At 69.0% G+C, this 26,974-nt stretch carries 24 protein-coding genes and 1 tRNA gene; 10 read left to right on the top strand and 15 right to left on the bottom strand.

Annotated elements, in window-relative coordinates; genetic code table 11:
- Positions 1–34 precede the first annotated feature (34 nt).
- The 4 genes from ACWH43_RS08560 to lysM all read right to left on the bottom strand — a co-directional run bounded on the left by ACWH43_RS08560 (position 35) and on the right by lysM (position 4,383).
- On the bottom strand, positions 35–2,344 hold the full coding sequence (locus tag ACWH43_RS08560) for a xanthine dehydrogenase family protein molybdopterin-binding subunit (protein WP_158443318.1): 2,310 nt from the start codon (positions 2,342–2,344) through the stop codon (positions 35–37).
- Positions 2,345–2,439: 95 nt separating this feature from the next.
- Entirely contained in the window at positions 2,440–3,396 is a 957-nt protein-coding gene (locus tag ACWH43_RS08555) for a YiiG family protein (RefSeq protein WP_158443317.1), read from the bottom strand.
- Positions 3,397–3,448: 52 nt separating this feature from the next.
- Positions 3,449–3,766, bottom strand: a complete 318-nt coding sequence (locus ACWH43_RS08550; protein ID WP_158443316.1) for a rhodanese-like domain-containing protein — start codon at positions 3,764–3,766, stop codon at positions 3,449–3,451.
- Positions 3,767–3,939: 173 nt separating this feature from the next.
- Entirely contained in the window at positions 3,940–4,383 is a 444-nt protein-coding gene (gene lysM, locus ACWH43_RS08545; protein WP_158443315.1) for a peptidoglycan-binding protein LysM, read from the bottom strand.
- A gap of 208 nt (positions 4,384–4,591) precedes the next feature.
- Here lysM and ACWH43_RS08540 point away from each other — a divergent pair, with 208 nt between their 5' ends.
- Positions 4,592–5,020: a GlcG/HbpS family heme-binding protein gene (locus ACWH43_RS08540; protein ID WP_158448091.1), complete on the top strand. Its 429-nt coding sequence runs from the start codon at positions 4,592–4,594 to the stop codon at positions 5,018–5,020.
- 98 nt (positions 5,021–5,118) lie between these two features.
- A complete protein-coding gene (locus ACWH43_RS08535; protein ID WP_158443314.1) occupies positions 5,119–6,180 on the top strand; it encodes an NAD(P)/FAD-dependent oxidoreductase in 1,062 nt (353 codons plus the stop codon).
- A 31-nt stretch (positions 6,181–6,211) separates the two neighbouring features.
- Here the strand turns inward: ACWH43_RS08535 and ACWH43_RS08530 are convergent, their stop codons facing one another.
- A complete protein-coding gene (locus tag ACWH43_RS08530; RefSeq protein ID WP_158443313.1) occupies positions 6,212–8,722 on the bottom strand; it encodes a YfhO family protein in 2,511 nt (836 codons plus the stop codon).
- A 324-nt stretch (positions 8,723–9,046) separates the two neighbouring features.
- Complete coding sequence (locus ACWH43_RS08525; protein WP_158443312.1) at positions 9,047–10,285, bottom strand: urate hydroxylase PuuD; 1,239 nt, start codon at positions 10,283–10,285, stop codon at positions 9,047–9,049.
- 133 nt (positions 10,286–10,418) lie between these two features.
- Between ACWH43_RS08525 and uraH the strand changes: the two genes are divergently transcribed.
- From uraH to ACWH43_RS08510, 3 genes are all read left to right on the top strand, one after another.
- Entirely contained in the window at positions 10,419–10,772 is a 354-nt protein-coding gene (gene uraH, locus ACWH43_RS08520) for a hydroxyisourate hydrolase (RefSeq protein WP_158443311.1), read from the top strand.
- A 57-nt stretch (positions 10,773–10,829) separates the two neighbouring features.
- Positions 10,830–12,254: an allantoinase PuuE gene (puuE, locus tag ACWH43_RS08515; RefSeq protein WP_158443310.1), complete on the top strand. Its 1,425-nt coding sequence runs from the start codon at positions 10,830–10,832 to the stop codon at positions 12,252–12,254.
- Between the two features lie 91 nt (positions 12,255–12,345).
- The gene (locus ACWH43_RS08510; protein WP_260347759.1) at positions 12,346–12,504 is read left to right on the top strand and encodes a hypothetical protein; all 159 of its coding nucleotides are present in this window, start codon (positions 12,346–12,348) and stop codon (positions 12,502–12,504) included.
- Positions 12,505–12,519: 15 nt separating this feature from the next.
- Here the strand turns inward: ACWH43_RS08510 and ACWH43_RS08505 are convergent, their stop codons facing one another.
- Positions 12,520–13,923 (bottom strand): SNF2-related protein, encoded by a 1,404-nt coding sequence (locus ACWH43_RS08505; RefSeq protein ID WP_158443309.1) that lies wholly within the window; start codon positions 13,921–13,923, stop codon positions 12,520–12,522.
- Positions 13,924–14,058: 135 nt separating this feature from the next.
- Between ACWH43_RS08505 and ACWH43_RS08500 the strand changes: the two genes are divergently transcribed.
- Both ACWH43_RS08500 and ACWH43_RS08495 read left to right on the top strand, forming a co-directional pair.
- The gene (locus ACWH43_RS08500) at positions 14,059–15,447 is read left to right on the top strand and encodes a M20 family metallopeptidase (protein ID WP_158443308.1); all 1,389 of its coding nucleotides are present in this window, start codon (positions 14,059–14,061) and stop codon (positions 15,445–15,447) included.
- A gap of 167 nt (positions 15,448–15,614) precedes the next feature.
- The gene (locus ACWH43_RS08495) at positions 15,615–16,211 is read left to right on the top strand and encodes an acyloxyacyl hydrolase (protein WP_260347757.1); all 597 of its coding nucleotides are present in this window, start codon (positions 15,615–15,617) and stop codon (positions 16,209–16,211) included.
- 21 nt (positions 16,212–16,232) lie between these two features.
- Here ACWH43_RS08495 and ACWH43_RS08490 read toward each other — a convergent pair whose 3' ends face one another.
- Entirely contained in the window at positions 16,233–16,490 is a 258-nt protein-coding gene (locus tag ACWH43_RS08490) for a hypothetical protein (RefSeq protein WP_158443307.1), read from the bottom strand.
- 120 nt (positions 16,491–16,610) lie between these two features.
- A complete protein-coding gene (locus ACWH43_RS08485; protein WP_260347756.1) occupies positions 16,611–17,066 on the bottom strand; it encodes an MgtC/SapB family protein in 456 nt (151 codons plus the stop codon).
- A 253-nt stretch (positions 17,067–17,319) separates the two neighbouring features.
- On the opposite strand from ACWH43_RS08485, the gene ACWH43_RS08480 reads away from it, so the two are divergent.
- Complete coding sequence (locus tag ACWH43_RS08480; protein ID WP_158443305.1) at positions 17,320–17,649, top strand: RcnB family protein; 330 nt, start codon at positions 17,320–17,322, stop codon at positions 17,647–17,649.
- 78 nt (positions 17,650–17,727) lie between these two features.
- On the opposite strand, the gene ACWH43_RS08475 is transcribed toward ACWH43_RS08480, so the two are convergent.
- The 3 genes from ACWH43_RS08475 to ACWH43_RS08465 all read right to left on the bottom strand — a co-directional run bounded on the left by ACWH43_RS08475 (position 17,728) and on the right by ACWH43_RS08465 (position 21,163).
- Positions 17,728–17,803: transfer RNA gene (locus ACWH43_RS08475), tRNA-Lys, on the bottom strand.
- A gap of 240 nt (positions 17,804–18,043) precedes the next feature.
- Positions 18,044–19,315, bottom strand: coding sequence for a solute carrier family 23 protein (locus ACWH43_RS08470; protein WP_158443304.1), 1,272 nt, complete (start codon positions 19,313–19,315; stop codon positions 18,044–18,046).
- Between the two features lie 285 nt (positions 19,316–19,600).
- Positions 19,601–21,163 carry a 2-isopropylmalate synthase gene (locus ACWH43_RS08465; protein WP_158443303.1) on the bottom strand — a complete coding sequence of 521 codons (1,563 nt, stop codon included), beginning with the start codon at positions 21,161–21,163 and terminating at the stop codon, positions 19,601–19,603.
- A 408-nt stretch (positions 21,164–21,571) separates the two neighbouring features.
- On the opposite strand from ACWH43_RS08465, the gene ACWH43_RS08460 reads away from it, so the two are divergent.
- Both ACWH43_RS08460 and ACWH43_RS08455 read left to right on the top strand, forming a co-directional pair.
- Entirely contained in the window at positions 21,572–22,222 is a 651-nt protein-coding gene (locus tag ACWH43_RS08460) for a YoaK family protein (protein ID WP_260347755.1), read from the top strand.
- Positions 22,223–22,292: 70 nt separating this feature from the next.
- Positions 22,293–22,631 carry a hypothetical protein gene (locus ACWH43_RS08455; RefSeq protein WP_158443302.1) on the top strand — a complete coding sequence of 113 codons (339 nt, stop codon included), beginning with the start codon at positions 22,293–22,295 and terminating at the stop codon, positions 22,629–22,631.
- A gap of 21 nt (positions 22,632–22,652) precedes the next feature.
- Here the strand turns inward: ACWH43_RS08455 and ACWH43_RS08450 are convergent, their stop codons facing one another.
- From ACWH43_RS08450 to ACWH43_RS08440, 3 genes are all read right to left on the bottom strand, one after another.
- On the bottom strand, positions 22,653–24,380 hold the full coding sequence (locus ACWH43_RS08450; protein WP_448153438.1) for a SulP family inorganic anion transporter: 1,728 nt from the start codon (positions 24,378–24,380) through the stop codon (positions 22,653–22,655).
- 87 nt (positions 24,381–24,467) lie between these two features.
- A complete protein-coding gene (locus tag ACWH43_RS08445) occupies positions 24,468–24,719 on the bottom strand; it encodes a helix-turn-helix domain-containing protein (protein WP_158443300.1) in 252 nt (83 codons plus the stop codon).
- Positions 24,720–24,884: 165 nt separating this feature from the next.
- Entirely contained in the window at positions 24,885–26,972 is a 2,088-nt protein-coding gene (locus ACWH43_RS08440; RefSeq protein WP_448153437.1) for a M3 family metallopeptidase, read from the bottom strand.
- Positions 26,973–26,974 lie beyond the last annotated feature (2 nt).

The raw sequence follows: 26,974 nt of genomic DNA, 5'->3' as shown, positions 1-26,974 counted from the left end.
GCGGCGCAGCGGACCGGCGTAATCCACACCCGCCTCAGAGCCGGTAGCCCGCCTCCTTCAGCGCGTTGAACACCTTCACCGGCGTCGCCGGCATGTCGATCGCCTTGATGCCGGCGGCCCGGTCGAGCGCGTCGACCATGGCGTTCATCACCGCCGGACAGGCGCCGATCGCCCCCGCCTCGCCCGCCCCCTTCACGCCGATCGCATTGGTGAGGCAGCGCACATTGCGGGTCTCGAAATGGAAGTTCGGCACGTCGATCGCACGCGGCATGGCGTAGTCCATGAAGGTCGCGGTCAGCATCTGCCCGTCGGCATCGAAGCGGATCTCCTCCATCAGCGCCTGGCCGATGCCCTGCACCGCGCCGCCATGCACCTGGCCCTGCAGCATCAGCGGATTGAGCGTCACGCCGAAATCGTCGACCACGACATAGTTGAGGATCTCGGTGTGGCCGGTACCGGGGTCGATCTCCAGCTCGCAGACATGGGTGCCGTTCGGATAGGTCGCCTCCGGCGGCGTCCAGCTCTGATGCACCTTGAGCATCTGCGGCGTCGCGCCCGGCAGCACCGCGATCTCCGCGAGGTCGAGCGCCTTGTCGGTGCCGACGACACGGACCGCGCCGCTGGCGATCTCGAGGTCCCCGACGGCCGCCTCCAGCTTCTCGGAAGCGAGCTGCTTGAGGTTGTCGGTGAGGATCTCGGTCGCCTTGTCCAGCGCCGCTCCGCCGACGGGGATCGAGCGCGAGCCGCCGGTGCCGGAGCCGGTCTCGACCCGGTCGGTATCGCCCTGCACCACGCGGATCCGGTCCATCGAAATGTCGAGATGCTGCGAGACGAGCTGCGAATAGGCCGTCTCATGCCCCTGCCCGTTCGACTGGGTGCCGATCAGCACCGTGACGGTGCCGTCCTTCTCCAGGATCACGGTCGAGCTTTCCGGCCCGCCGCCGCCGCAGGCCTCGATATAGCAGGACATGCCGATGCCGCGGATCCTGCCCGCCTTCTTCGAAGCCGCGGCGCGGGCCTTGAAGCCCTTCCAGTCGGCCACCTCCATGGCGCGGCGCATATGGCCCTCGAACTCGCCGGAATCATAGACCGGGCCGGTCTCGGTCCTGTGCGGCATCTGCGAGGGCTTGACGAAATTCTGCGCCCTCACCGCATCGGGCGACTTGCCGGTCTCGCGGGCGACGGCGTCGACCAGCCGCTCGATCAGATAGGCCGCCTCCGGCCGCCCGGCACCGCGATAGGCGTCGACCGGTGTCGTGTTGGTCAGCACCCCGCGGAACAGCACATGCACCGCCGGGATGTTGTAGCAGCCGGGCGTCATCGTCGTGCCGACCCAGGGGATGAAGGGCCCGTATTGCGAGAGCCACGCCCCCATCTCGGCGCAGAGATCGACCTTGAGTCCGATGAACCTGCCCCGCGCATCGAGCGCCATCGTCGCCGTGGCGAGATTGGCGCGGCCATGGGTGTCGGCGAGGAAATGCTCGTTGCGGTCCGCGACCCAGCGCACCGGGCGCTTGAGCTTCTCCGCGGCGATCATCGCCAGCGGATATTCGCGATAGAGGAAGATCTTGGTGCCGAAGCCGCCGCCGACATCCGGCGTCACCACGCGGATGCGCCTGGGATCGACCTTGAGCACATAGCTCGCGATCAGGTCGCGCATGCCGTGGCTGCCCTGGCTGCCCAGCGTCAGCGTCCAGCGCTTCTCGGCCTTGTCGTAATCGGCGATGCAGGCGCGCGTCTCCATGTAGTTGGAGGCGAGCCGGTTGTTGACGACGGTGAGCGAGACGGTGCGCGCCGCCTTGGCGAAGGCCTTCTCGGTCTTTTCGCGGTCGCCCTGCTCCGCCTCGAAGGCGACATTGCCCGGCCGGTCCGGCCAGATCTGCGGCGCGCCCTCGGCCAGCGCTTCCGCGATGCCGGTCACCGCCGGCAGCGGCTCCCAGTCGATCGCGATCGCCTCGGCCGCGTCGCGGGCCTGCGCCAGCGTCTCGGCGACGATGAAGGCGACCGCCTCTCCGACATGGCGCACGGTGTCGCGCGGCAGCACCGGCACGGGCAGCGACTGAGACATCCCGCCCGAGACCGTCTCGATATGCCCCTTGCAGGGCAGGTCGCCGTAATGGGCGACGTCCTCCCCGGTCAGGACGAGCTTGACGCCCTTCATCCCGCGGGCGGCTTGCTTGTCGCGGATGGCGAAGCGGGCATGGGCGTATGGCGAGCGCAGCACATAGGCGTGCAGCGCGCCCTCGGCTGCAATGTCGTCGGTATAGCGGCCGGTGCCGGTGGTCAGGCGCAGATCCTCGACCCGCCGCACCGGCTGGCCGAATCCGAATTTCATGGGACGCATGAGGCATATCCTCAGTTAGGTCTCATGAAAGACTGGAACAGAAACGCGCCCATGTCAGCCCCGGCGCGCCATGCGCCGGGGCCGCGCCCTTCGCTCTATCGGGGGAAGCTGACCGCGGTCTCCGAGAGGGTGATCATCGTGTTGTAGTTGTTGACGATCCAGTTGGCGTCGTTGGCGGCGCCGCGGCGGACGTCGCCCTTGCTCTTGGCGAGCTTCTCCGAGAAGTCGCGCAGCTTGCCGAGCCAGGAGCTCGCCTGGCTGTCCATGAACAGCGACTTGCCCGGATTCTTGTCCTTGAAATCGTCCATTTCGCGGATCGCCCTGGCATAGCCGGCGACGGCGGCATCGAAGGCCTTGAGATCGACGATCGGCTTCTCGTTGGTCGGCATCAGGTCGATCACCGCGCGCGCATTGATCATGACGTTGCGGACCACCCAGCGCACCGACTTGCCCTCGCGCTGCTCGATCGCCGCCAGCTCCTGCGCATCGAGCGCCGTCTTGTAGACGCGCATCATCGCGTCGACCCGGGCGCGCTGCTCGAGGAAGGCCTTGGCCGCCGGCACCATCTGCTCGTGCAGCGCCTTGCCCTCGGCGAGATTGTCGTCGCGGTAATCCTTGCGGTTGTAATAGCGTTCGGCCCGGGTGATCAGCGGCGCCAGCTCCTGATAGGCCTTGATATAGGCCAGCATCGCCGCGTCGATCTCGGGCAGCTTGGGCTCGCGCGCCGCGGCCTCCTCGGCCTTCCTGATCTCGCCGGTGACGTCATAGAGGCTGTAGAGCCCGTAGGAGATGTAGCGCTCCTTGCCGGTCGGCCCCTTCTTCATGTCGACCCAGCTCGCATAGCGCTCCCAGGACTGGATCGCCCGCAGCGTACGGTTCATCAGCGCGGTATAGGCGTTCGACTTGGTGATGGCGGCCTGCAATTCGGCCTCGCCGGCGGGCGCGGAAGCGGCCCCCTGGGCCGGGACGCCCTGCGCCGGCGCCGCGACCGGCAGCGCGGCCGCGAGAACCAGGGCGCAGGCGGTGCTGCAAAGAAGCGTACGAATGGACATGACAATAACCTTGGTCTTGAACGGGCCCGCCGCGACGGCGGCAACCCTCGGATCAGTCGTGTGAAATCGGCTCGCCGCGCATCGCCCAGTCCCTGAAGCCGCCGGCATAATGGCTGTCGATGTCGAGCCCGGCCGATTGCGCGAAGGCGAGCGCGTGCCGCGAGCGGACGCCCGCGGCGCAGGAAAAGACCACGCGCTTGCCCGGCGCGCTCGGCAGCTCCGCCGGATCGAACCGGGACAGCGGCAGCGAGACGGCGCCGGGAATATGACCGGCCGCGAATTCATGCGGCTCGCGCACGTCGACGAGCAGGATCGAGCCGTCGGCCAGCCCGGCCTTGAGGTCGTCGATATCGAGGTCGTGCATGGTCATGGCGGATCGCTCCTTCGCTGCGGCCGGAGGCGGAGATAGGGCCGTCGCAGCGAAACGCCAATGCCCGCCGCGCCGCCCGGGGCATGATCCCGGGGCAGCCGGCGGGCAGCGGAGCAGCGGCGCTCTCGGACCGGCGCCGCGCTCGCCAGGGCGGGCCCGCGCCGGCGGCGCGTTCAGCCCAGCGGCGGGATGCGCAGCACCCAGCCCGGCTGGATCAGGTCGGGATTCTTGACCGGCGGCGTGTTGGCCTTGACGATCTCGGTGTATTTCGCGCCCTGGCCCTTGCCGTAATGCTCCTCGGCGATCTTCCAGAGCGTGTCGCCCTTCTTCACGGTGTAGAACACGGCGGCCGGCGCCTCCTTGTTGACGATCAGGTCGGACTCGACCTGCGCCACGCCGGTGGTGTTGCCGAGCGCGAGGATGATCTTCTCGGCCTCCTCGGTCGAGACCGCCTTGCCCGAGACCTTCACCTTGTCGCCGTCGATCTGGATGTTGACGTCGGAAGGCAGGCCGTGGCCGGCCAGTTCCTTTTGCAGAGCGTCGGGCGTCGCCGCCTGGGCCGAGCCCGAGCCGAAGATCTTGGCACCGGCTTCCTTGATGAAACTGAACAGACCCATGGATACCTCCTTGGTTTGGCAGGCTATCAAGCCTTTTCCATGTGTCCAGCGCAAGACAATCATGCCTCTTCAGGTGCGTTCTCAAGCGGATCGCGCCGGATTGCGGGCATTATCTCCCTCGCCACACAAGACTTTGCCTGCCGGCCCGCTTCACCGCGCCGCGCGAGACTGGCAGGGAAAACCCCCGCCCCGAATCGGAGTTGCCACGATGCTGACGCTCGCCCAGGCCCAGACGATCCTCGCCACCGCCCTCACCCACGCCACCGCGAACGGCTTCAAGCCCCTCGCCGTCGCGGTCATCGACGCGCGCGGCGCGCAGAAGGCCTTCGCCGCCCAGGACGGCACCAGCCTTAAGCGCGGCGAGATCGCCCTCGGCAAGGCGCAGGGCGCCGTGGCGCTCGGGCTCGGCTCGCGCGCCCTCCACAAGATGGCGCAGGAGCGGCCCTATTTCATCGAGGCGGCGACCCATGCCGTGGGCGGCCTGCTCGTGCCCGTCCCGGGCGGCGTGCTCGTCCGGGACGCGGCGGGCGAACTGCTCGGCGCCGTCGGCATTTCCGGCGGCACGTCCGACAACGACGAGGCCGCGGCAACCGCCGGCATCGCCGCCGCCGGCCTGCACGCCGATACTGGCGCCTGAGCCGTCGCGGCGCTTGCCAAGCGGCACCGAAAGCCTCATGTCCTGCGCCGAAGGGGTTCGTTCAAACGCACGATTTGGACCGGATCGAAGGTAGGATCATGAGCGACGCCGCGAACAGCGACACCGAAGTCATCGCCACGGACGTCGTCATCGTCGGCGCCGGCCCCTGCGGCCTCTTCGCCGTCTTCGAGCTGGGCCTGCTCGATATCCGCGCCCATCTGGTCGACATCCTGCCGAAGGTCGGCGGGCAATGCGCCGAGCTCTATCCCGAGAAGCCGATCTACGACATCCCCGGCTTCCCGCTGGTCACCGGCCAGGCGCTGGTCGACAACCTGCTGGAGCAGATCAAGCCCTTCGGCCCGACCTTCCATCTCAACCAGATGATCGCCTCGGTCGAGCCGACCGGCACGGCCGAGGCGCCGCGCTTCCGCGTCACCACCGATGCCGGCACGGTCTTCGACACCAAGGCGGTGGTCATCGCCGCCGGCGGCGGCTCCTTCCTGCCGAAGAAGCCGCCGATCCCGGGCATCGAGGAATACGAGCGCGGCGGCTCGGTCTTCTATGCCGTGCGCAAGATGGAGGCCTTCCGCGGCCGCAACATCCTGATCGTCGGCGGCGGCGATTCCGCCCTCGACTGGACGCTGAACCTCCAGCCGCTGGCCAGCCGCGTCACGCTGATGCACCGCCGCGACGATTTCCGCGCCGCGCCGCATTCGGTCGAGCAGATGCGCGCCCTCGTCGCCGACGGCCGGATGGACATGAGGCTCGGCCAGATCACCGGGCTCAAGGGCGAGAACGGCAAGCTCGCGGCCGTGACCTGCCGCGACAATGACGGCGGCAGCTTCGAGATCGCCTGCGATACGCTTTTACCCTTCTTCGGGCTGACCATGAAGCTCGGCCCGATCGCCGATTGGGGGCTGAACCTGCACGAGAACCTGATCCCGGTCGACACCGAGAAATTCGAGACCAGCGTGCCCGGCATCTTCGCCATCGGCGACATCAACACCTATCCGGGCAAGCTGAAGCTGATCCTCTCCGGCTTCCACGAGGGCGCGCTCTGCGCCCAGAAGGTCCATCGCTACGTCTATCCGGACAAGCGGCTGACCTTCCAGTACACCACCTCCTCCAGCAGCCTGCAGAAGAAGCTCGGCGTCGCCTGAGCCGGTGTGCGACCGCCGCCCATGCGGGCGGTCAATGCGCCTCGGCCTCGCCGAAGATCTGGGCCGAGGCGGTCGCCTTGCGGCGGGCCGGACCGGCCTGCCGCGCGCCGAAGCCCAGCGAATCCCGCACCGCCGGCGACAGCCCCGACAGGAAAGGCTCCTCGCCCGGCCCCGTCACGACCTGCGGCTCGTTCCCGTCGAAGGGAGGCGGCGGCGGCAGCGTGTCGTCCGGCTCCTTCGGCGCGAGCCGCGCCTCGACCTCGGCGATGGCTCCCGCCAGCGGCTGGAAGCTGAATGTCACCTTATGCGTGCCGGCGGGAACCTGCACCGCGCGGAACAGCACATTGGCCCGCAGGATCTCGGTCTCGACGCCATCGACCTGCGCCCGCCACCAGGGATGCCAGATATCGTTGAGCACGACGAAGCCGGCGGCCGGGGTGGTGACCTCGATCTCGACCACGGTGTTGCGGTAGCTCGCGAGCTTGACCTCGGCATCGACCGCGACCGGCCCTTCCGGCGTGGCGAGCGGCGGCTCGCCGTCGAGCAGCACCGCCTGCGCGGGATCGGTGTCCGGCCAGCGTCCCGAAAGCTTCATGCTTTCGAAATCGGCCAGCTCCCAGCCGCCGACGAACTGCACGCGCGGCAGGGCCTGCGGGTTCTCGTAGACATAGCCCTGCTTCGTCCGCGCCAGCAGCTTGAGGTCGCCCTCCTTCAGCGCGCGGTCGACCTGCTCGATCGGCACGGGCGAGGCGATGTAGCGCAGGCCGAGCAGGTTCGCGAGCCGGCAATGATAGGAGGGGAAGAGCGGCGTGAACTTGCGGTCCGCCGGGCGGGCGATGCCGTCGCCGGTGCCGACCGCTTCCGAGAAGTCCTCGAGCCGCAGGGGATTGTAGCCGAGCGTGTGGTCGAAGCCGTGGATCATGCCGGCATTCGGCCATTCGAAGCCCATGCCGAGCAGCTCCACCCGGTCGCGGCGCGGCGAGCCCGCCGGCTGCGCCGTGAGCTGCTTGAGCAGCGCGATGGTCTGGTTGTGGGTCTTCGGCCGCAGCACGTCGTAGAGCTCGGGCGACAGGGCGGTCGATTCGTTGGGCCCGTTGTTGCTGCCGAGATCGGAGGCGACGACGCCGGCGACCAGCACCACGGCCGCCGCCGGCCCGAGCGCGGCGCGCCAGCGCAGCAGCACGAAGAGCAGCAGCGCCGCGGCGCCGAACCAGCCGAGCGCCATGGCCACCGGCTTCCAGGCATCGGCGAGATGCCCCTCGCCGCGCGAGAGCAGCACGGCGCCGAGCGCGATCGCCAGCACCGCCGCTCCACCGATCGCCAGGTCGCGGCGGAAGGAGACGCCCTCGGCCGTCAGCATCCGGTGCAGCACATAGCCGGAGAGGATCGCCCCGAGCGCGCCGATCAGGAAGGTCGCATCCGCCGGGCGGCGGAACATCTTCACGCCGGGCAGATAGTCGTAGGCGGCCTCGAAGAGCGGCGTGTAGCGCCCCAGCGCATAGAGCAGCATGAACAGGAAGAGCAGCGTCAGCGGCCTGACCGCCTTGTCCCACAGCCAGCCGCGCGTCAGCCCCGGCGCGATCAGGAGCAGCATCGGCAGCGCGCCCATATAGACCTGCGCCATGTTCTGCGAGAGCGCCAGATCCTTCACCCAGTTCGGGTTGAGATAGGGGCCCCAGAACTCGACCTTCGGGTCCTTGGCGCCGAACAGGTCGCCGATGAAGGCGGTCAGCAGCGAGGCCGGATGGAGCGAGCCCGAGGTCGCGACGCCGAGGCTGATCTCCGGCCGCGTCGTCGCCTCGGCGAACAGCCAGGTCCAGAGCAGCGGCATCGCGATCACCGCAAGCCCGGCGAGGCTCGCCAGCGCGGCCGGCAGCAGCGAGCCGCGGATGGCCGGCCAGCCGCCCGAAATCCAGTGCGCCACCACCATGCCGATCAGCACATAGCCGCCGAGCATCGCGACCTGGTCCGGCTTCAGCACCATCAGCCCCGCCGAGAGCCCGGCGAAGACGCCCGCCCAGGCCGAGTGGCGCTGCAGCATGCGCGCCGTCAGCCAGAAGGCGATGGCAAAGAAGGCCAGGCTCTCGATCTGCCCGATATGCTGGACGCGCCAGGAGGCCGAGGCGCCGAAGGCGAAGACCAGCGCCGCCAGCAGCCCACCGGCCGGATGCCAGCCGCGATCCCGGAAGAACATCATCACGGCGAGGCCGGCCGCCAGCAGATGCAGCAGCACGAAGGCATCGACCATGCGGAAGCTCGGCGCCGGCGACAGCAGCGCCAGCAGGATCGCCGGCGAGAAGATCAGCGACTGCGGATCCGCGATCTGCGGCGAGCCGGCGAAGACGTTATGGTTCCAGAAGGGCGACTGCCCGGAATGCAGCGCCCGGGCCAGGAACTCGACCTGCGCCTGGAAATGCGCCTTGGCGTCGAACGGAATCGTTACCGCCCCCGACAGCCAGGGCCAGCACAGCACGATCCACGCCACGGCGAAGCCGATGGCCGCCAGCAGGTAGCCGGCGCCCCTTGCATCCAAGCGCTTCAAGCGGACCCCCACGGTCCCAAGGCCCGGACGGCCCCTTCATGGCGCCTGCCTCCAGCCTGTTCGGGCGGGACATTGCTGAGGGACAGATGAACCGAATCTGAACGCCGGCGCGCCGATGCGGTCCCGTTGGGCGGAAGCTGAACAAAGAACGAATGCGATTGCCGACGGACCGGCCGGAGGAAGCGAAGTTCTCGCCACCGCGCGGCGCGTCCCGGACGCGGCGAAGCGGAGATCCGGGATCCGTGCCTGAACCCTCAGCGGACAGGCTCCGGCCTGGCATCCGGCATGAGGGCACGTTTCCGTGGAGAAGGGCCGGAGGGCCCCTCAGCGCCCCGCTCCGGCGAGCCAGGCGGCGAGCACCCGCCGTTCCCCGGCCGTCATGCCGGACAGGTTGTTGGGCGGCATGGCATGGGTCATCACCGCCTGCGTCCTGATGGCGCGGGCATGGGCGGCGATCCGCTCCGGCTCGTCGAGCAGCACGCCCTTGGGCGCGATCTGGATGCCGGGCCAGGACGGCTCGGGCGCATGGCACATGGCGCAGCGCCCTGTGACGATGTTGGTGACCTCGGCCGGCGGCAGGCTCATGCCCGCCAGCAGAACCGGCCGGCCCGGCTCGCGCGGCTTCAGGCCGAGCTGCTCGCGCCCGCCCGGCGAGGACGACATCGCCGCCCAGAAGGCGAGCCACAGCGCCAGGATCGCCACCGCCCAGCACCACCACGGCGATTTCGCATGGTCGGCATGGCGGACATTGAAGAAGTGCCGGATCAGCGCGCCGGCCACGATCACCAGCGCCACCAGCAGCGGGATCACCGCGGCATTGGCAAAGGTCACCGGATAATGGTTCGACAGCATCAGGAACAGCACCGGCAGGGTGATGTAGTTGTTGTGCGTCGAGCGCTGCTTGGCGGCCTTGCCGTATTTCGGGTCGGGCTTCTCGCCCGCCGTCAGCGCCGCGATCACCTTGCGCTGGCCGGGCATGATGTTGAAGAAGACGTTGGCGGTCATGATCGTCGCCATCAGCGCGCCGGTATGGATCAGCGCGCCCCGGCCGGAGAAGACGTTGGCGAAAGCCCAGCTCGCCGCGACGACATAGCCGAAGCCGATCAGCCCGAGCAGGACGTCGTGCCGCCCCAGCGGCGACCGGCACAGCCAGTCATAGATCAGCCAGCCGGCGACCAGCGCCGCGATGCCGATCGCGCCGGCGGCGAGAGGCGAGAGCTGCATTACCGCCGGGTCGATCAGATAGAGCTCGGACTGGGCGTAATAGACCCAGACGAGCAGGAAGAAGCCCGAGATCCAGGTCCAGTAGCTCTGCCATTTGTGCCAGGTCAGCTCGGCCGGCATCACGGCGGGCGCAACCATGTATTTGCGCATCTCGTAGAAGCCGCCGCCATGGACCTGCCAGGCGCGTCCGCCCGTGCCCGGCGGAATGTCCGGCGCGGCCTTGAGCGAGGCGTCGAGGTGGATGAAGAAGAAGGAGGAACCGATCCAGGCGATCGCCGTGATGACGTGGAGCCAGCGCAGCATCATGCTGCCCCATTCCATCAGATAGGCGCTGAGCATGGCGGTTCGCGATCCCCGATGCGGCCGAGCCGGCGCGGCGCGCCGTTGGATTTCGCCGCAGGGCAAATTACGGTCGACGCAAGCCGGCATGCAAGCCGCCGGCCCCGAAACCAATCCGATGGAAAGACCGGGCATGGCAGGGCTGACGACGCATATCCTGGATACGCATGGCGGAGTGCCCGCCGCCGGCGTCGCGGTCTTGCTGCGCCGCATCGGGCCGGAGGGCGGCGAGACGCTCGTCGAAACCGTGACGAATGCGGACGGCCGCACCGACGGCCCGCTCCTCGCGCCCGAAGCCACGCGGCCCGGCATCTACGAGATCGATTTCGCGATCGGCCCCTATTTCCGCGAGCGTGGCGTTCCGCTGTCGGAGCCGGCTTTCCTCGACGTCGTCACCGTGCGCTTCGGCCTCTCCGACACGAGCCGCCACTACCATGTGCCGCTCCTCGCCTCGCCCTATGGCTATACGACCTATCGCGGAAGCTGAGCGCCCGGCGAGCGCGACCCGCATCACCATCCGAATCCGTTTGCGAGCACCTGCCCGATGACCGACAGCGCCTATCCCCGCGACCTCAAGGGCTATGGCCGCACCCCGCCCCATCCGCATTGGCCGGGCGAGGCCCGCATCGCCGTCCAGTTCGTGATCAATTACGAGGAGGGCGGCGAGAACTGCATCCTGCATGGCGACGCCGCCTCCGAGGCCTTCCTCTCCGAGATCGTCGGGGCCGCGCCCTGGCCGGGCCAGCGCCACATGAACATGGAGTCGATCTACGAATACGGCTCCCGCGCCGGCTATTGGCGGCTCTGGCGGATGTTCACCGAACGCCAGCTCCCGGTCACCGTCTTCGCCGTTGCGACGGCCCTCGCCCGCTATCCCGAGATCGTCGGCTCGATGCAGGAGGCCGGCTGGGAGATCGCCACCCACGGGCTGAAATGGATCGACTACCGCGACGTGCCGAAGGAGCGCGAGCGCGCCGACATCCTCGAGGCGATCCGCATCCAGACCGCGCTGACCGGCGAGCGCCCCCTCGGCTGCTATCAGGGCCGCACCTCGGAGAACACCATTCCGCTGACGATGGAGGAAGGCGGCTTCCTCTACACGGCCGATGTCTATGCCGACGAGCTGCCCTATTGGCTGGCCGGTCCGAAAGGCCCGCAGCTCGCCGTGCCCTACACGCTCGACGCCAACGACATGCGCTTCGCCACGCCGCAGGGCTTCAACAGCGGCGACCAGTTCTTCGCCTATCTGAAGGATTCCTTCGACACCCTCTACGCCGAGGGCGAGACCGCGCCGAAGATGCTGTCCGTCGGGCTGCATTGCCGCCTCGCCGGCCGGCCGGGCCGCGCCGCGGCGCTCGCCCGCTTTCTCGATTACGTGAAAAGCCATGACAGGGTCTGGATCGCAACCCGCCTCGACATCGCCCGCCACTGGGTCAGGACGCATCCGCCGGAAGGCGGCTACGTGCCTTCCAAGCTGCCGAAAGCGCTGTTCACCGAGGTCTATGGCCGCGTCTGGGAGCATTCGCCCTGGATCGCCGAGGCGACCTGCGACGCCGGCATCGCGGCAGGCCAGGACAGCGCCGAAGGCCTGCACGCGGCGATGGTCGCGGCGCTGCACAGGGGCACCCCGGAGCAGCGGAAGGCCCTGCTCCTCGCCCATCCCGACCTCGCCGGCAAGCTGGCGGCCGCGGGCGGGCTGACGCCGGAATCGAGCGGCGAGCAGGCCTCCGCCGGGCTCGACCGCCTGAGCGGCGAGGAGCGTGCCCGCTTCACGGCGCTGAACGAGGCCTACAAGGCCCGCTTCGGCGTCCCCTTCATCATGGCGGTGAAGGGCGCGAGCAAGACCGCGATCCTCGCTGCCTTCGAGGAGCGGTTGAACAATACCCCCGAGCAGGAATTCGCGACCGCGCTTGAGCAGGTCGAAAAGATCGCCTTGCTGCGGCTGAAGGAACTGCTGCCCGCCGGCTGAAACCGGCCTGCGGCCGCTCACCGCGCCCGCGGAACGGGAACCCTCCCCTGAGCGCGGCGTTGATGCGACGCCAACCGAGGGAGTGTCTTTCGTGTTCCGCGTGCTTCTGCTGATCATCGTGCTGGTCGTCGGCTACGATGCCGTCGTGCATCAGGGCGCCTATACGCGCGAGGCCTGGAACAGCATCGTGCGGCTGACCCAATCCTCGGTCGAAGGCGCCAGGGAACTCGGCGAGCGCGCCCGCCAGTAATACTGGAAGGCCTTCTCAGGCCGCCGCACGCCCCTCGACGATCTGCGCGATCGCCTCGAGCATCCGCGTGTCGTCCCCTGCCAGCCCTTCCATCGCCGCCATGCGCTGGATGACCGTGCCGGCGATCGCCTCCTCCACCGTCTCCTCGGCATAGGTGTAGAAGATCGTCGCGTGCTGGCCGTCGCGATGGCAGCGGCCCTCGATCTGCTGGAGCTGGATCGCGCTGTGGCGCATGTCGTGGATGACGAGCGCCCGCTCGCGCTCGCCGCCCGGCATCTCGCCGCGATGCAGGGAGATCGACTCGGTCACGGTGAAGATCACCGCATCGAGCCTTCCGGTCTGGAAGGCGATGCGCGCCTCCTCGTTCTGGGCGCCGGAGCGCTCGCCATTGATCTCGGCCGTGCGCCAGCCGCGCCCGCTCAGCGTCCCGGCCAACATCGCGCTGGTCTCGAGGAAGGCGACCGAGATCGCGACCTGCTCGTCATTGCCGAGCAGGTCCTCGCAGAAATCGGCGGTGCCGGCGATGCGCAGCAGGCTGGCCTTCTGCCGGAAGCGCAGATCCGCGGCCCAGCCCTGCGGCTTGCGGGTCGAGCCGCCGGCCAAACCCAGCTCCTTGCGGAACTCCCGCCAGGTCGCCTCGTAGAGCCGGCGCGCGGCGGCATCGAGCGCGACGGGTGCGAGCTCGCGCTGCACCTCCGGCCAGCCGGCGATCTCCTCCGGCCGGCGGCGCAGGCCGATGGCGTTGGCGCCGCGATAGAGCAGATCGGCCATTGCCTTGCGGTCGGCCTCGTTCGGCTCCCAGCTCCAGTTCTTCCAGCGCCCCCTGGCCTTGCCGATCTTCAGCCGCTTCATCAGCGTGCGGAAGCCGTCGAGATCGGCGCTCGGCATGCCGGCCGCCCTGGCGAGCAGCGGGGCGAGATAGGACAGCTCATGCGGCGACTGCCCGGCCGTCGCGCTCATATAGATGGTGAAATCGGCCCGCGCCGCCATCTGCCGGCAGACCAGCCCCTGCTGGGAGTTCGGATTGCGGATGCGGTGCGCCTCGTCGATCACCACCAGCGGCCAGACCCGTTTCGGCGTGCCGAGCTTGGCGAGCTCGTTGTTCTTCGCCCGCGTCGAGCGCTTCCTGCTGTCCGGCGGGGGAGCGAGCAGCGTCTTCGTCTTCTCGAAATTCATCAGCGTCACCCGCTTCGCCGGCAGGCCCGACAGCGCGATCGTCCGCCGCCATTGCGGGATCGCGCCCTTCGGGCAGATCACCAGCACCTCCTCCTCCGGCATGGCCGACAGCGCGAGCCAGGCCGAGAGCGTCTTGCCGAGGCCGGTGAGGTCGCCGAGCAGGAAGCCCGCCGCCCCCTTCGCCCGCGCGGCGAGAATGGCGTCGCGTGCGACGAGCTGGTGGGGATGGGGGATGAAGGTCATGGGTGACGAAGCACGATTCCGGAAGCCGCAGCGGATGCCCTGATCGTCCGGCATGGCGCATCCCGCTCTCTTGGCACTGGCGCATCCTTGCGTCCACCGGCACTGTGCCGGCCTCGAATCCGGGAGACGACCAGAATGACCCGCGCCCAGGCGATCGCGACAGCACAGGACTATTTCGACTCAGGGCGCATGAAGAGCGATCTCGCCCGCCTCGTCGCGATCCCCAGCGAAAGCCAGAACCCGGACCGCGCCCCGATCCTCTCCGAATATCTCGACCTCGAGATGCGCCCTCTGCTCGAATCGCTCGGCTTCGCCTGCCGCATCCTGACCCATCCCAAGGCCAAGGGCCCCTTCCTCTACGCCGAGCGCATCGAGGACCCGGCCCTGCCGACCATCCTCGGCTACGGCCATGGCGACGTCATCCGCGGCCTCGACGCTCAGTGGAGCGAGGGGCTCTCGCCCTGGAAGCTGGTCGAGAAGAACGGCCGCTGGTACGGCCGCGGCGTCGTCGACAACAAGGGCCAGCACCTCATCAACATCAACGGCCTGCGCGCCGTGCTGGAGGCACGCGGCAGGCTCGGCTTCAACGCCAAATACCTGATCGAGATGGGCGAGGAATCGGGCTCGCCCGGCCTGCGCGAGCTCTGCGCCGACAAGGCCGAACTGCTGAAGGCCGACATCCTGATCGCCTCGGATGGGCCGCGCCTCAACGCCGAGCGCCCCACCGTCTTCCTCGGCGCCCGCGGCGTCATCACCTTCGACCTGCGGATCGATGCCCGCGACGCCGGCCATCATTCCGGCAACTGGGGCGGCTTGCTGTCCGATCCGGCGATCCAGCTCGTCCACGCCCTCGCCTCGATCACCTCGCCGACCGGCCAGATCCGCATCCATGAATGGGTGCCGAAGGAATTGCCGGCTTCGGTGCGCCGAGCGCTGGCCGATTGCGAGGTCGATGGCGGCCCCGACGGCCCGACCATCGACCCGGACTGGGGCGAGGCCGGCCTGTCGCCCGCCGAGCAGGTCTTCGGCTGGTGCTCCTTCGACGTGCTGGCGATGAAGTCCGGGGTGCCGGAGACGCCGGTCAACGCCGTGCCGCCGAGCGCCTGGGCCCGCTGCGGCCTGCGCTTCGTCGTCGGCATCGACCCGCATGACGTGATCCCGGCGCTGCGCCGCCATCTCGACCGCCACGGCTTCCCGATGGTCGAGATCGTCACGCCGGGCACAGAGCGCTTCGGCGCGACGCGGCTCGACCCGGACGATGCCTGGGTCCGCTTCACCATCGATTCGATCGCCCGGAGCACCGGCAAGAAGCCGGCCCTGCTGCCCAATCTCGGCGGCTCGCTGCCGAACGACATCTTCGCCGAGATCCTGAAGCTGCGCACGATCTGGGTGCCGCATTCCTATCCCGGCTGCCAGCAGCACGCCCCCGACGAGCACCTGCCGACGACAATCGCCCGCGAAGGACTTACCGCCATGGCCGGGCTCTACTGGGACATCGGCTCGGGCGAGGCGCCGGCGGTCTAGCGCTCTTCACCCGTCAGCCGAAACCCGCCATCGTCCCCGGATCGCCGCCCCTCTCCGTCCGGGACGACTCAGGCCGCGCGATCTTAAGGATTGGGAAACCATATTTTGGCGATGCTCCGCGCCACAGGATTCGTTAACCATAACGAATCACAGCGGGGATTCGGTTGATGCGGTCTTTGCAGTTGCCTCTGATGGGCGCCCTGTTCCTGGCCGCCCTCGCCCTCCTCGCCTGCGAGGCCAGCGCCGCCGATCTCACCGTTCCCCTGGCCTATGCGCCCCCTGCCGTCGGCGTCGGCCTGATCTCGGAGCTGCGCGGCGGCGTCCTTGCGCATAACCCCGCCGCACGCGAAAGCGGCAGCGCCGACGTCAATCTCGAGATCCTGTTCGCCAAGCCGTTCCAGCCGGCCGATCCGGCGATGGCCTTCCTCGTGCCCCGGATCCATCTCGGCACGACGCTCAACACCGCGGGCGACACCAGCGCCGTCTATGCCGGCTTCACCTGGACCTACGATTTCACCGACAAACTTTTTGCCGAGGTCAGCGCCGGCGCAGGCTTCCATAACGGCAAGACCGGCCGCATCGTCCCTCTGGACAGGATCGCGCTCGGCTGCTCGCCGCTGTTCCGCGAATCCGCCTCGCTCGGCTATCGCATCAGCCAGAACTGGAGCGTGATGGCGACGGTCGAGCACATGTCGAATGCCGGCCTCTGCCGCAGCAATCCCGGCATCACCAATTACGGCCTGCGCCTCGGCTACGTCTTCTGAGCGCCCGCAGGCCCCGCCCGCTCATTCCTGCGGCTCGCGCGGATCGCGCCCCGGGGGCAGGTCGACCGGCGTGGCCGGAGGCGCCTCCGGCGGCGCATCGGGGGGCAGTTCCGGCGGCGGCTCGCTCGGGATGCCCGGCGGCTCCGGCTCCGGCGGGGCTTCGACGGGAGGTGCCGGCGGCACCTCGCCGGGCGTCAGCGGCGGCGCCTCGGGCGGGGGATCGGGAATGGCCGGCACGTTGCCGGGGCCTGCACGCCGTTCGTCCGCAGCAAATCTCATGAGTGGCTGAACCTCCTGCGCAAGCAACGCCGCACGCCGCCGAAGGTTCGCCGCGGGCGTTGCGCCGGTCCCGCGTCAGGACCGGGATGACGGCCTGTTTCCGCCTGAAATCAGCATGGGCTATCCGCGCTCGTCCTCTCCGTCGGCATCCCGGTGATGCGGATAGTGCCGCTGCAGCCAGTGTTCGAGCGAATGGTCGAGCGTCAGCAGGCCGATGGCCAGGATCGTCGCCACGGCCACCACCGCCCAATGACCGAGGCCGGCGGCGCAGCCCAGCGCCCCCGCCACCCAGACCGCCGCGGCCGTCGTCAGGCCATGGGGCATGAAATCGCTCTGCCGCCGCACGATCAGCCCCGCACCGAGGAAGCCGATCCCGGTCAGGACGCCCTGTACGACGCGGCTCGCCGCATCCGGGTGCAGCGTCTCGTTGAACAGGCAGGCCGCCGTCGCCGTCCCGAGCCCGACGAGGCCGAAGGTGCGGATGCCGGCGCTCTTGTGGCGCAGGGTCCGCTGCCAGCCGACAGCGATGCCGGCGGCCAGCCCCACGATCAGGCGCAGAAGCAGTTCAACATCCAAGGCATCGCTCCGCCCGACCGGAATCCGCGGAGCAGAAGAACCCGAAACCGCGGCCCGGTCCAGCACCTCTCCCGACCGCGAGCAGGTCGCGGCACCGGCGCCGCCGCCAGGAAACCGGGAACCAGACAAGAAATCGAAGAGAGCACCGAATTGGTAAATTACAGAGACATTACAGGGATTTAATCCGAGCGTTCATCTATCGTTTAAGTTCCGGACGCCATGATGACTGCATCAAGACGAAAGGAGTTTCCACATGAATAAATTTCTATCCGCCGGCATTATCGGCCTCTCTCTTCTTGCAGTGCCGACCATTTCTTTAGCTCAACCTTATCACGGCCCCAATCGCGGCCCGGTTCATGCGCAGAAGCACGGCGTCGCCAAGAAGCACTTCGCCCCGCAGAAGCATCGCTGGTCGCGTGGCCACGCCCTGCCCTCGCAGTATCGCCGCAACTATGTCGGCGACTATCACCGCTATCACCTGCGGGCGCCGGGACCCGGCCAGCGCTGGGTCCGCGTCGACAACCAGTTCGTGCTGATCAACACCGTTTCGGGCATCATCGCGGCTTTCGCGGCCGCGCGGTGACGCGAGGCGTGGGCGGCCGCGCCTTCGGTCCGGCCGCTCGCGCAGCCCGTCGATTTCAGCGATGTCGGAAGGAAATCGTGGTGGGTGATGTAGGGCTCGAACCTACGACCCGCTGATTAAGAGTCAGCTGCTCTACCAACTGAGCTAATCACCCATACGCCACGAAGCGTCGCCGGTCGGCGGCGTCGGCCGCGTCAGGCAGGGGGCGTGTAGCAAAGGCCCCCCGCCCTGTCCACCCATCCATGACAGAAATTTTGCAGGCCCGCCGGATTTCTTCCGCAGGCCCTCGCGGCCGACCCCAAAGTGGCAGCCGCTTTTCGCGGAATCCGGTGCGAAAGCGGAAAGAAGCCATCGCAACGCGCCCGTCGGGACGCGCTGCGATGGCTGTGAATCGTCACGCCGTGCGGCGGTTCAGCAGGTGATAGAGCGCGATGGCGCCGAAGGTCGCGGTGCCGATGCCGCCGAGCTCGTAGCCGAAGATCGGCAGCTTCAGGTCGCCGGCGCCGAGAATCAGGGCCGTCGCCACGGTGATCAGGTTCTTGGGCTGCGAGAAGTCGACCTTGTTCTCCACCCAGATCCGGCCGGCGGTGGCGGCGATGAGGCCGAAGACCACGACGGCGAGCCCGCCCAGCACCGCCACCGGAATCGTCCCGATCACCGCACCGAATTTCGGCGAGAAGCCGAGCAGGATGGCGATGATGCCGGCGGCGACGAAGACCAGCGTCGAATAGACCCGCGTCACCGCCATCACGCCCATGTTCTCGGCATAGGTGGTGACGCCGGTGCCGCCGCCCGCGCCGGCGATCATCGTGCCGAGGCCGTCGGCGAAGAAGCCGCGGCCGATCAGATGGTCGAAATTGCGCCCGGTCATCACCGAGATGCCCTTGATGTGCCCGAGATTCTCCGCGACCAGGATGATCGCGACCGGCACGATCAGGGTGATCGCCTTCATCTCGAAGACCGGCGCCACGAACTGCGGCAGGCCGAACCAGGCGGCGGCGCCGATCTTGCCGAAATCGATGGTCGGCGCCCCGAAGCGCGACGCCGTCAGCGCATAGAGCACATAGGCCGCAAGCCCGCCGATCAGCACCGGCAGGCGCTGCGGCAGGCCGCGCCCGTAGACGGCGACCAGCGCCACCGCGACCACGGTGAAGAGCGCGATCCATTTGGTGTAGGGGCTGGCCGCGATCATGTTGATCGCGACCGCGGTCAGGTTGAGGCCGATGGCGGCGACGACGGCGCCGGTCACCACCGGCGGCAGAAGCGCCTCGATCCAGCGCGTGCCGACCGCCTGAACGATCAGGCCGATCAGCGCATAGACGGCGCCGCAGGCGATGATGCCCCCGAGCGCCACGGCGATGTTGGCGTTGGGACCCGAGCCGGCATAGCCCGTCGCCGCGATGACGACGCCGATGAAGGCGAAGGACGAGCCGAGATAGCTCGGCAACTGCCCGCGGGTGATAACGAAGAACAGCAGCGTCGCGATGCCCGAGAAGAAGATCGCGACATTGGGATCGAAGCCCATCAGCACCGGCGCCAGCACGGTCGAGCCGAACATGGCGACGACATGCTGGAGGCCGGCGACGATCGTCTGTCCCGCCGGGAGCCGCTCGTCCGGCAGCACGTCGCCGGTCGTCTTCAAGGTCCAGTTCGGAAAATAGCCCATCGCCACCGCTCCCCAGGGTCGCCGGAGGAGCGACCGCACCGGAAGAGCAGATGAAGGCAAGATCGGGGCCGGCGCCAGATCGCGCCGGCGTCATCCACCGGAATCAGGTGGTGTCATCCCGTGTCTGCGCAGCGGCATGAAATGCCGCTGCGCAGACACGGGACCGTACCCAGGAAGAGGTGCTTTAACGGAGGCCGTGCGACAGGGAGGCCCAAGTCGTCACGCGGTCCCGTGTCTGCGCCGCAGCGTTTCACGCTGCAGCGCGCACGGGATGACGCGCTTTCCCTACTCCGCCGCTTGCGCGTGCAGCCGCCCGCCCCGCGCCATCAGCTTGTTGAGGGCCGACAGATAGGCCTTGGCGGAAGCGACGAGCGTGTCCGGATCGGCGCCGCGCCCGGTCACGGAGGCGCCGTCGCGCGCGATCCTGACAGTGACCTCTGCCTGGGCATCGGTGCCCTCGGTGACGGCGTGGACGTCGTAGAACTCCAGCCGCGCCTCGTGCGGGACGATCGCGGCGATGGCGTTGAAGACCGCGTCGATCGGGCCGTTGCCCTCGGCCTCCTCGGTGACCGAGCGCCCATCGACATCGAGCTTCATCGTCGCCCGCTGCGGCCCGCGCGTGCCGGCGATCACGGTCAGCGATTCGAGCCTGATGCGGTCGTTGGCGGTGGCGATGTTGTCGTCGACCAGCGCCTCGATATCCTCGTCGTAGACGTGCTTCTTGCGGTCGGCCAGCGCCTTGAAGCGGGTGAAGGCGTCCTCGAGCTGGTTGTCGCCCAGCTCGTAGCCCATCTCCTTCAGCTTGGAGCGGAAGGCGGCGCGGCCGGAATGCTTGCCCATCACCAGCGAGGTCTTGGTGACGCCGACCGAGGCCGGGGTCATGATCTCGTAGGTGGTGTTGTTCTTCAGCATGCCGTCCTGGTGGATGCCGCTCTCATGGGCGAAGGCGTTCCGGCCGACGATCGCCTTGTTGTACTGCACCGGGAAGGAGCAGGCGGTGGAGACCGCCTTCGAGACGCGCATCAGATGCGTGCTGTCGATCCCGGTCTCGTAGGGCAGCGCGTCGCCGCGCACCTTGAGCGCCATCACGATCTCTTCCAGGGCGGCGTTGCCGGCCCGCTCGCCGATGCCGTTGATGGTGCATTCGATCTGGCGGACGCCGCCTTCCAGCGCGGCGAGCGAATTGGCGACGGCCAAGCCCAGATCGTTGTGGCAATGCGCCGAGAAGACCGCCTTGTCGGCGTTCGGCACGCGCTCGCGCACCGCCTTGAACATGGCGCGGTACTCGTCCGGCGTGGCGTAACCGACCGTATCGGGCAGGTTGATGGTGGTGGCGCCGGCCCTGATCGCGGTCTCGACCGCGCGGCAGAGATAGTCGATCGGGGTGCGCGTCGAATCCATGCCGGACCATTCGACGTCCTCGACCAGGTTGCGCGCCTGCGTCACCGTGGCGGTGATGATGTCCAGCACCTCCTGCTGGCTCTTGCGCATCTGGTGCTCGAGATGGATCGGCGAGACCGAGACGAAGGTGTGGATGCGCGGCCTGGCGGCATGGCGCACCGCCTCGCCGGCCCGGGCGATGTCGGCGCCGATGGCACGGGCGAGGCCGGCCACGCTGGCGCGCCCGATCCGCCGGGCGATCTCGGAAACGGCCTCGAAATCGCCCTCCGAGGCGATCGGGAAGCCGGCCTCGATGATGTCGACGCCCATGGCGTCGAGCGCATCGGCGATCTCCAGCTTCTCCTCGAAGCTCATGGTGGCGCCGGGGCACTGCTCGCCGTCGCGCAGGGTAGTGTCGAAAATCAGCACGCGTTCCTTGGCGGAGCGGGTCTGGTTCGGATGGGTCATGATGGTCTTCCGGCTCTGGCGCGCCGCTGCGGTCGATCAGGAGCGGGCGCGGGGTTTCGCTTGGCGGTTCTCGTCACTCCCCTGAGCGCCCAGGCAGCATGCCCGGCCGGCCCTCAGGGGCAGCTAAGGAGAAGGAGGCCGAGAAGCGAGCGGGAAGCCGGAGCGAGGAAGGCGCGAGCGCGCATGCCGACGGTCTGCGCGGCGGCGCAGTCCTTCGTCGGGTCATGGCGGGCGGTCGAAACCACGGGCGTTCCTCAAATCGGCGAGACGGGGTGTAACCGAAACGGGGGCCCCGGCGCAAGCATATGTCGCATGCGGTTACCGGATCACGGCGAAGTTCGTCCGGCGCTTATGATATGCAGGCGTCGATTCGGTCGGCCGCCGCACCGGATCGCTTATCCGGGGTCCATGTCCATCATGATGCGCTACCAGAGGCGCGAGATCGCGCTCGCCGCCTGTTTCTCGGCGCTTGCCGGCTATGTCGACGCTCTCGGCTTCATCACGCTCGGCGGCTTCTTCGTCTCCTTCATGACCGGCAACACGACGCGGCTCGGCATCGAGCTCGCGGGCGGACAGGCCGGCGGGATCGCGCTCGCCGGCGGCATCATCGCGCTCTTCGTCTGCGGGGTCGTGACCGGCTCCCTCGTCGGCCACGCCGCCGGCCGGCAGCGCGCCCCGGCGGTGCTGGCCACGGTGACGGTGCTGCTCGCCCTCGCCGCCCTGATGGAGACGAGCGGCGAGACGATGCCGGCCGTCGGCCTGCTCGCCGTGGCGATGGGCACGGAGAACGCCGTCTTCCAGCGCGACGGCGAGGTCACGATCGGCCTCACCTACATGACCGGCACGCTGGTCAAGATGGGGCAGCGCATCGCGGCGGCGATGCTCGGCGGGCCGAAGCGCGCCTTCCTGCGCCATTTCATGCTCTGGCTCGGCCTGATGGGCGGGGCCTATCTCGGCGCCACCGTCCACGGCCTGATCGGGCTCACGGCGATCTGGCTCGCCGCCGGCGCCGCCGCCGCCATGACGCTCGCGGCCACCTTCTTCCTGCGCGGCGGCTGAGCCGGCGCCCGCGCTGGCGCGCCCCGGCAGAATCGGCGATGGTCGGCGCCACCATCCGCCGGAGAGACCGATGCGCGCGCTGCCCTTCCTTGCCTTCGCCAGCCTCGCCCTCGGCGCCTGCCAGACGCCGGCCGGCGGACCGCCCCCGGCGCCCCCGCCGGAACAGGCGGCGCCGGGCGTGACGCCGAGCACCTTCCGCATGCCGGGCGGCACCGGCTGCTCCGGCGAGGTCGAGCGCTTCCAGGCGGTGATCGACAACGACGTCGCCACCGGCCACACCACCAGGAGCGTGCATGACCGCGTCAGCGCCGAGATCGCCTCGGCCCGCTCGGCCTGCTCGGCCGGCAACGAGGCCGGCGCCCTCGGCCAGCTCCGCGCCACCAGGGCGAAGTTCGGCTATCCGGGCTGATCCGCCCTTAGGCGGCAGGCGCTACGGCGCGGCCGCCACGGCCTGCCCCGCTCCGCTGCCCGCCCCGCGGCCGGCGGCGACGGCATCGTTCACAGACGCAGCGAAGCGCACCCGCGGCCGCCTGATGCCGTGGGCGAGCAAGGTGCGCCGCACCGCCCGTTTCGCGCCGGCGATATGGACGACGGCACCCTGCCTGTCGGCCTTGCGCACGAAGCCCTCCAGCGTCGCGGCCCCGGTCGAATTGAGCAGCGAGACCGCCGAGAGGTCGACGACATAGGTCCTGGGCGCCTCGCCGATCCGGTCGAGCGCCGCGCCCACCGCCGCCGCCGCGCCGAAGAAGAAGGCGCCCGAGATCCGCACCACCACCATGTCGGGATCGGTCGCCGGCCTCGAATTGTAGGGGCCCTGGCCGTTGCCGTTGACGCCGTCGGCCTTGTCCTCGTCGAGCATCGGCAGCCCGTTCTCGATCGCCACCGACTGCGCGATGCGGTGCAGGAACAGCATCGCGCTGACGACGAAGCCGGCGACGATGCCCGTCGTCAAATCGACGAAGATCACCAGCAGGAAGGTCAGCAGCAGCACCGCGGCATCGCCGCGCGAGGCACGGATCAGCGTCGCGAATTCCTGCTTCTCGGCCATGTTCCACGCCACCACCGCGAGCACCCCGGCCAATGCCGCGAGCGGGATGAAGGCTGCGAGCGGCGCCGCGATCAGCATGAACAGCAGCAGGAAGACCGCGTGCAGCATCCCCGAGACCGGCCCGCGCGCGCCCGAGCGGACATTGGTCGCGGTGCGCGCGATGTTGCCGGTGACGCAGATGCCGCCGAACAGCGGCGAGGCCATGTTGGCGAGCCCCTGCGCCACCAGCTCGCAATTGGAGCGATGCCGCCGGCCGGTCATCGAATCCGCCACCACCGCCGAAAGCAGGCTCTCGATGCTGCCGAGCAGCGTGAAGGAGAGCGCGTTGGGCAGGACCGCGACCGCCTTGTCCCAGGAGAAGGCCGGCAGATGCGGCATGGGGAGGGTCTGCGGAATGCCGCCGAAGCGCGTCCCGATGGTCTCGACCGGGGCCCCGGCGAGCGCCGCTCCCAGCGAGGCGACCGCCACGCCGATGATGAAGGAGGGCCAGTGCGGCCGGAGGCGGCGGACGGCGAGGATGATCCCGATCGTGACGGCCGTGACCAGCACCGCCGCAGGGCTGACCGTCGGCAGCGCTCCGACGAGCGCCTGCAGTTTCGGCAGCAGCGGGCCCGGCTCATGGGCCAGGGTGAGCCCGAGCAGGTCCTTGATCTGGCTGGCGAAGATGATGACGGCGATGCCCGCGGTGAAGCCCACCGTGACCGGATAGGGGATGTATTTGATGAAGGTGCCGAGCCCGAGCAGCCCGACGGCCGCCAGCATCAGCCCGGAGAGGAAGGTGGCGAGCAGCAGCCCGTCGATCCCATGCGCGGCCACGCAGGCCGCGACCAACACAATGAAGGCGCCCGCCGGGCCGCCGATCTGGAAGCGGCTGCCGCCCAGCGCGGAAACGATGAAGCCGCCGACGATCGAGGTGTAGAGCCCTCTGTCGGGCGTGACGCCCGAGGCGATGGCGATCGCCATGGAGAGCGGCAGGGCGACGATGGCGACAGTCAGCCCGGCGATGGCGTCGGCCTTGAGGCTTGCGGGGCCGTAGCCCTCGCGCAGGACGGTCAGCAGCTTGGGGGTGTAGAGCTCGACGAAGCTGGGCTTGGCGCTCGTGGCAGCCATGGCGACCCTTTCCTTTGCCATCTGGAGCGGGTTCGCCGGCCGGGTCGCGGTCGACGCCGCTCTGTCGCAACGGTGTTCCGGCAACGGTCAGGGCGGGCCCTTGAGGCGGACGCCGCGCCCGCCGCCGCTGCTGGCCGCATTCTCCCCGATCAGCACGATGCCGGCACGGTCGAGCGCCTCGACGACGCGGGTCAGGGATTCGATCATGCCGCGGACGGTGCCGTCGCTGCGCTCCATGCGCTGGATCGTCGGCACGGAGACGCCCGCCATCTCGGCAAGCTGGCGCTGGTCGATCCCGAGCATGGCCCGGGCAGCTCGCATCTGCGCAGCGGTCATCATGAGCCGGCTCGCATCGCTGGGACCTCGGCTCGAATATAACGCCCATCCGAACTGAGGTCTACGACATCAGCTCTGCGAGGCAGGCAGCAGCGCTCCGCGACCGGCCGCCACCCTGCCCGGCCCTGCCCCGGACGGGACGCAAGCCGCGGGCGGGTTCGGACCGCTTCAGGCCGCCAGCCCGCGCTTCTCCAGCAGCGCGTCCGGCGTCGGCAGCCGGCCGCGGAAGAGCGTGTAGGCCTCGGCCGCGTCGCGCGTATCGCCGGCCGAATAGATGTAGCGCTTCAGCTTTCCGGCGACCTCGGCCGAGAACACGTCGCCGGTCTCGATGAAGGCGTTGAAGGCGTCGGCATCCATCACCTCGGACCAGAGATAGCTGTAATAGCCGGCCGAATAGCCGTCGCCCGAGAACACATGGGTGAAATGCGGCGTGCGGTGGCGCATGGTGATCTCGGCCGGCATGCCGAGGCGCTGAAGCTCCGCCGCCTCGAAGGCGAGCGGGTCGACCTCCGCCGGCGCCTCGAGCGAGTGGAAGGCGAGATCGACCAGGGCCGAGGAGGTGTACTCCACGGTGGCGAAGCCCTGGTTGAAGGTCTGCGCCTTCTCGATCTTCTCGATCAGCGCCTCGGGGATCGGCTCGCCCGTCTCGGCATGCAGGCAGTATTGCCGCATCACCTCGCGCGTCAGGAACCAGTGCTCGTAGAGCTGCGAGGGCAGTTCGACGAAGTCGCGCGCCACCGAGGTCCCGGCCAGCGAGCCATAGGTCACGTTGGAGAGCAGCCCGTGCAGGGCATGGCCGAACTCGTGGAACAGCGTGCGCGCATCGTCGAGCGAGAGCAGCGCCGGCTTCCCCTCGGCCGGCTTGGCGAAATTGCAGACATTCACGATGAGCGGCCGCACCTCGCCGTCGAGCTTGCGCTGGCCGCGGAAGGCGCTCATCCAGGCGCCGGAGCGCTTCGAGGAGCGGGCGAAATAGTCGCCGAGGAACAAGCCGATATGACGCCCGGTCGCGGTCTCCGTCACCTCGAAGATGCGCACATCCGGGTGATAGCCCGCGAGCTCCGGCCGCTCGGCGAAGGACAGGCCGAACAATTTGCCGGCGACGTCGAAGGCGGCCTGCCGCACGCGGTCGAGCTGGAGATAGGGCTTCAGCACCGCCTCGTCGAGCGCATAGGTCTTCTGCCGCACCTTCTCGGCGTAGTGGCGCCAGTCCCAGGGCCGGATCGGCCCGTTCTCGCCCTCGTCCTGCGCCAGCGCGGCGAGGTCGGCGGCCTCGCGCGCGGCCCGCGCCTTGGCCGGCTTCCAGACCAGCTCCAGCAGGTCGCGCACATGCTCGGGCGTCTTGGCCATGGCGTCGTCGAGCTTGAAATGCGCGAAGGTCGGATAGCCGAGCAGCTTCGCCTTCTCGGCGCGCAGGCTCACCATCTCCGCGACGATGCCGCGGTTGTCGCTCTCGCCGCCGTTCTCGCCGCGCCGGCTCCAGGCGATGAAGGCCTCCTCGCGCAGGTCGCGCCGGGTCGAGAAGGTCAGGAAGGGCTCGATGATCGAGCGCGACAGCGTCACCGCATGCTGGCCCGGCCTGCCGCGATCGGCCGCCGCGCGCGCCATCGCCGCCTTCAGGAATCCCGGCAGGCCGGCGAGCCCGGACTCGTCCGCGATGAACAGCGCATAGGCGGATTTGTCCTTGAGCACGTTCTGGCTGAACTGCGTGCCGAGCGCCGCCAGCCGCTCGTTGATCGCGGCGAGGCGCTGCTTGTCCGCGGGGCCGAGTTTGGCGCCGGCGCGGACGAAGCCCTTATGGGTCCGCTCCAGCAGCCGCGCCTGCTCGGCGTTCAGGCCGAGCTCGTCGCGCTTCGCATGGACGGCGTCGACCTGCGCGAACAGAGCTTCGTCCATCATGATCGCGGACCAGTGCCGCGAGGTGACCGGCGCGATCTCGCGCTCGATCGCCTGCAGCGCCTCGTTGGTGTCGGCGCCCGCCAGATTGTAGAACACGCCGCCGACGCGGGAGAGCGCCCGGCCCGCCCGCTCCAGCGCCTCGACAGTGTTGACGAAGTCCGGCGCGGCCGGATTGGCGACGATCGCCGCGATCTCGTCCCGGTGCTTGGCCAGCGCCGCGTCGAAGGCCGCCCGGATGTGCTCCGGCCGGATCGCCGCGAAGGGCGGCAGGCGGAACGGGGTCTCCCAGCGGGTGGCGAAAGGATTGTCGGCCGGCAGAGGCAGGGCTTCGGGATAGGCGGTCGCGGCGGAATGCATCG

It is taken from the genome of Allobosea minatitlanensis (assembly GCF_964020775.1).
This window is presented reverse-complemented; position numbering and strand designations above follow the sequence as displayed.

Bases quoted from the DNA above. Each gene is read 5' to 3' on its own strand.
- ACWH43_RS08560 (WP_158443318.1), bottom strand. From the start codon at position 2,344: ATGCGTCCCATGAAATTCGGATTCGGCCAGCCGGTGCGGCGGGTCGAG.
- ACWH43_RS08555 (WP_158443317.1), bottom strand. From the start codon at position 3,396: ATGTCCATTCGTACGCTTCTTTGCAGCACCGCCTGCGCCCTGGTTCTC.
- ACWH43_RS08550 (WP_158443316.1), bottom strand. From the start codon at position 3,766: ATGACCATGCACGACCTCGATATCGACGACCTCAAGGCCGGGCTGGCC.
- lysM (WP_158443315.1), bottom strand. From the start codon at position 4,383: ATGGGTCTGTTCAGTTTCATCAAGGAAGCCGGTGCCAAGATCTTCGGC.
- ACWH43_RS08540 (WP_158448091.1), top strand. From the start codon at position 4,592: ATGCTGACGCTCGCCCAGGCCCAGACGATCCTCGCCACCGCCCTCACC.
- ACWH43_RS08535 (WP_158443314.1), top strand. From the start codon at position 5,119: ATGAGCGACGCCGCGAACAGCGACACCGAAGTCATCGCCACGGACGTC.
- ACWH43_RS08525 (WP_158443312.1), bottom strand. From the start codon at position 10,285: ATGCTCAGCGCCTATCTGATGGAATGGGGCAGCATGATGCTGCGCTGG.
- uraH (WP_158443311.1), top strand. From the start codon at position 10,419: ATGGCAGGGCTGACGACGCATATCCTGGATACGCATGGCGGAGTGCCC.
- puuE (WP_158443310.1), top strand. From the start codon at position 10,830: ATGACCGACAGCGCCTATCCCCGCGACCTCAAGGGCTATGGCCGCACC.
- ACWH43_RS08505 (WP_158443309.1), bottom strand. From the start codon at position 13,923: ATGACCTTCATCCCCCATCCCCACCAGCTCGTCGCACGCGACGCCATT.
- ACWH43_RS08500 (WP_158443308.1), top strand. From the start codon at position 14,059: ATGACCCGCGCCCAGGCGATCGCGACAGCACAGGACTATTTCGACTCA.
- ACWH43_RS08495 (WP_260347757.1), top strand. From the start codon at position 15,615: ATGCGGTCTTTGCAGTTGCCTCTGATGGGCGCCCTGTTCCTGGCCGCC.
- ACWH43_RS08490 (WP_158443307.1), bottom strand. From the start codon at position 16,490: ATGAGATTTGCTGCGGACGAACGGCGTGCAGGCCCCGGCAACGTGCCG.
- ACWH43_RS08480 (WP_158443305.1), top strand. From the start codon at position 17,320: ATGAATAAATTTCTATCCGCCGGCATTATCGGCCTCTCTCTTCTTGCA.
- ACWH43_RS08470 (WP_158443304.1), bottom strand. From the start codon at position 19,315: ATGGGCTATTTTCCGAACTGGACCTTGAAGACGACCGGCGACGTGCTG.
- ACWH43_RS08465 (WP_158443303.1), bottom strand. From the start codon at position 21,163: ATGACCCATCCGAACCAGACCCGCTCCGCCAAGGAACGCGTGCTGATT.
- ACWH43_RS08460 (WP_260347755.1), top strand. From the start codon at position 21,572: ATGTCCATCATGATGCGCTACCAGAGGCGCGAGATCGCGCTCGCCGCC.
- ACWH43_RS08455 (WP_158443302.1), top strand. From the start codon at position 22,293: ATGCGCGCGCTGCCCTTCCTTGCCTTCGCCAGCCTCGCCCTCGGCGCC.
- ACWH43_RS08450 (WP_448153438.1), bottom strand. From the start codon at position 24,380: ATGGCTGCCACGAGCGCCAAGCCCAGCTTCGTCGAGCTCTACACCCCC.
- ACWH43_RS08445 (WP_158443300.1), bottom strand. From the start codon at position 24,719: ATGATGACCGCTGCGCAGATGCGAGCTGCCCGGGCCATGCTCGGGATC.
- ACWH43_RS08440 (WP_448153437.1), bottom strand. From the start codon at position 26,972: ATGCATTCCGCCGCGACCGCCTATCCCGAAGCCCTGCCTCTGCCGGCC.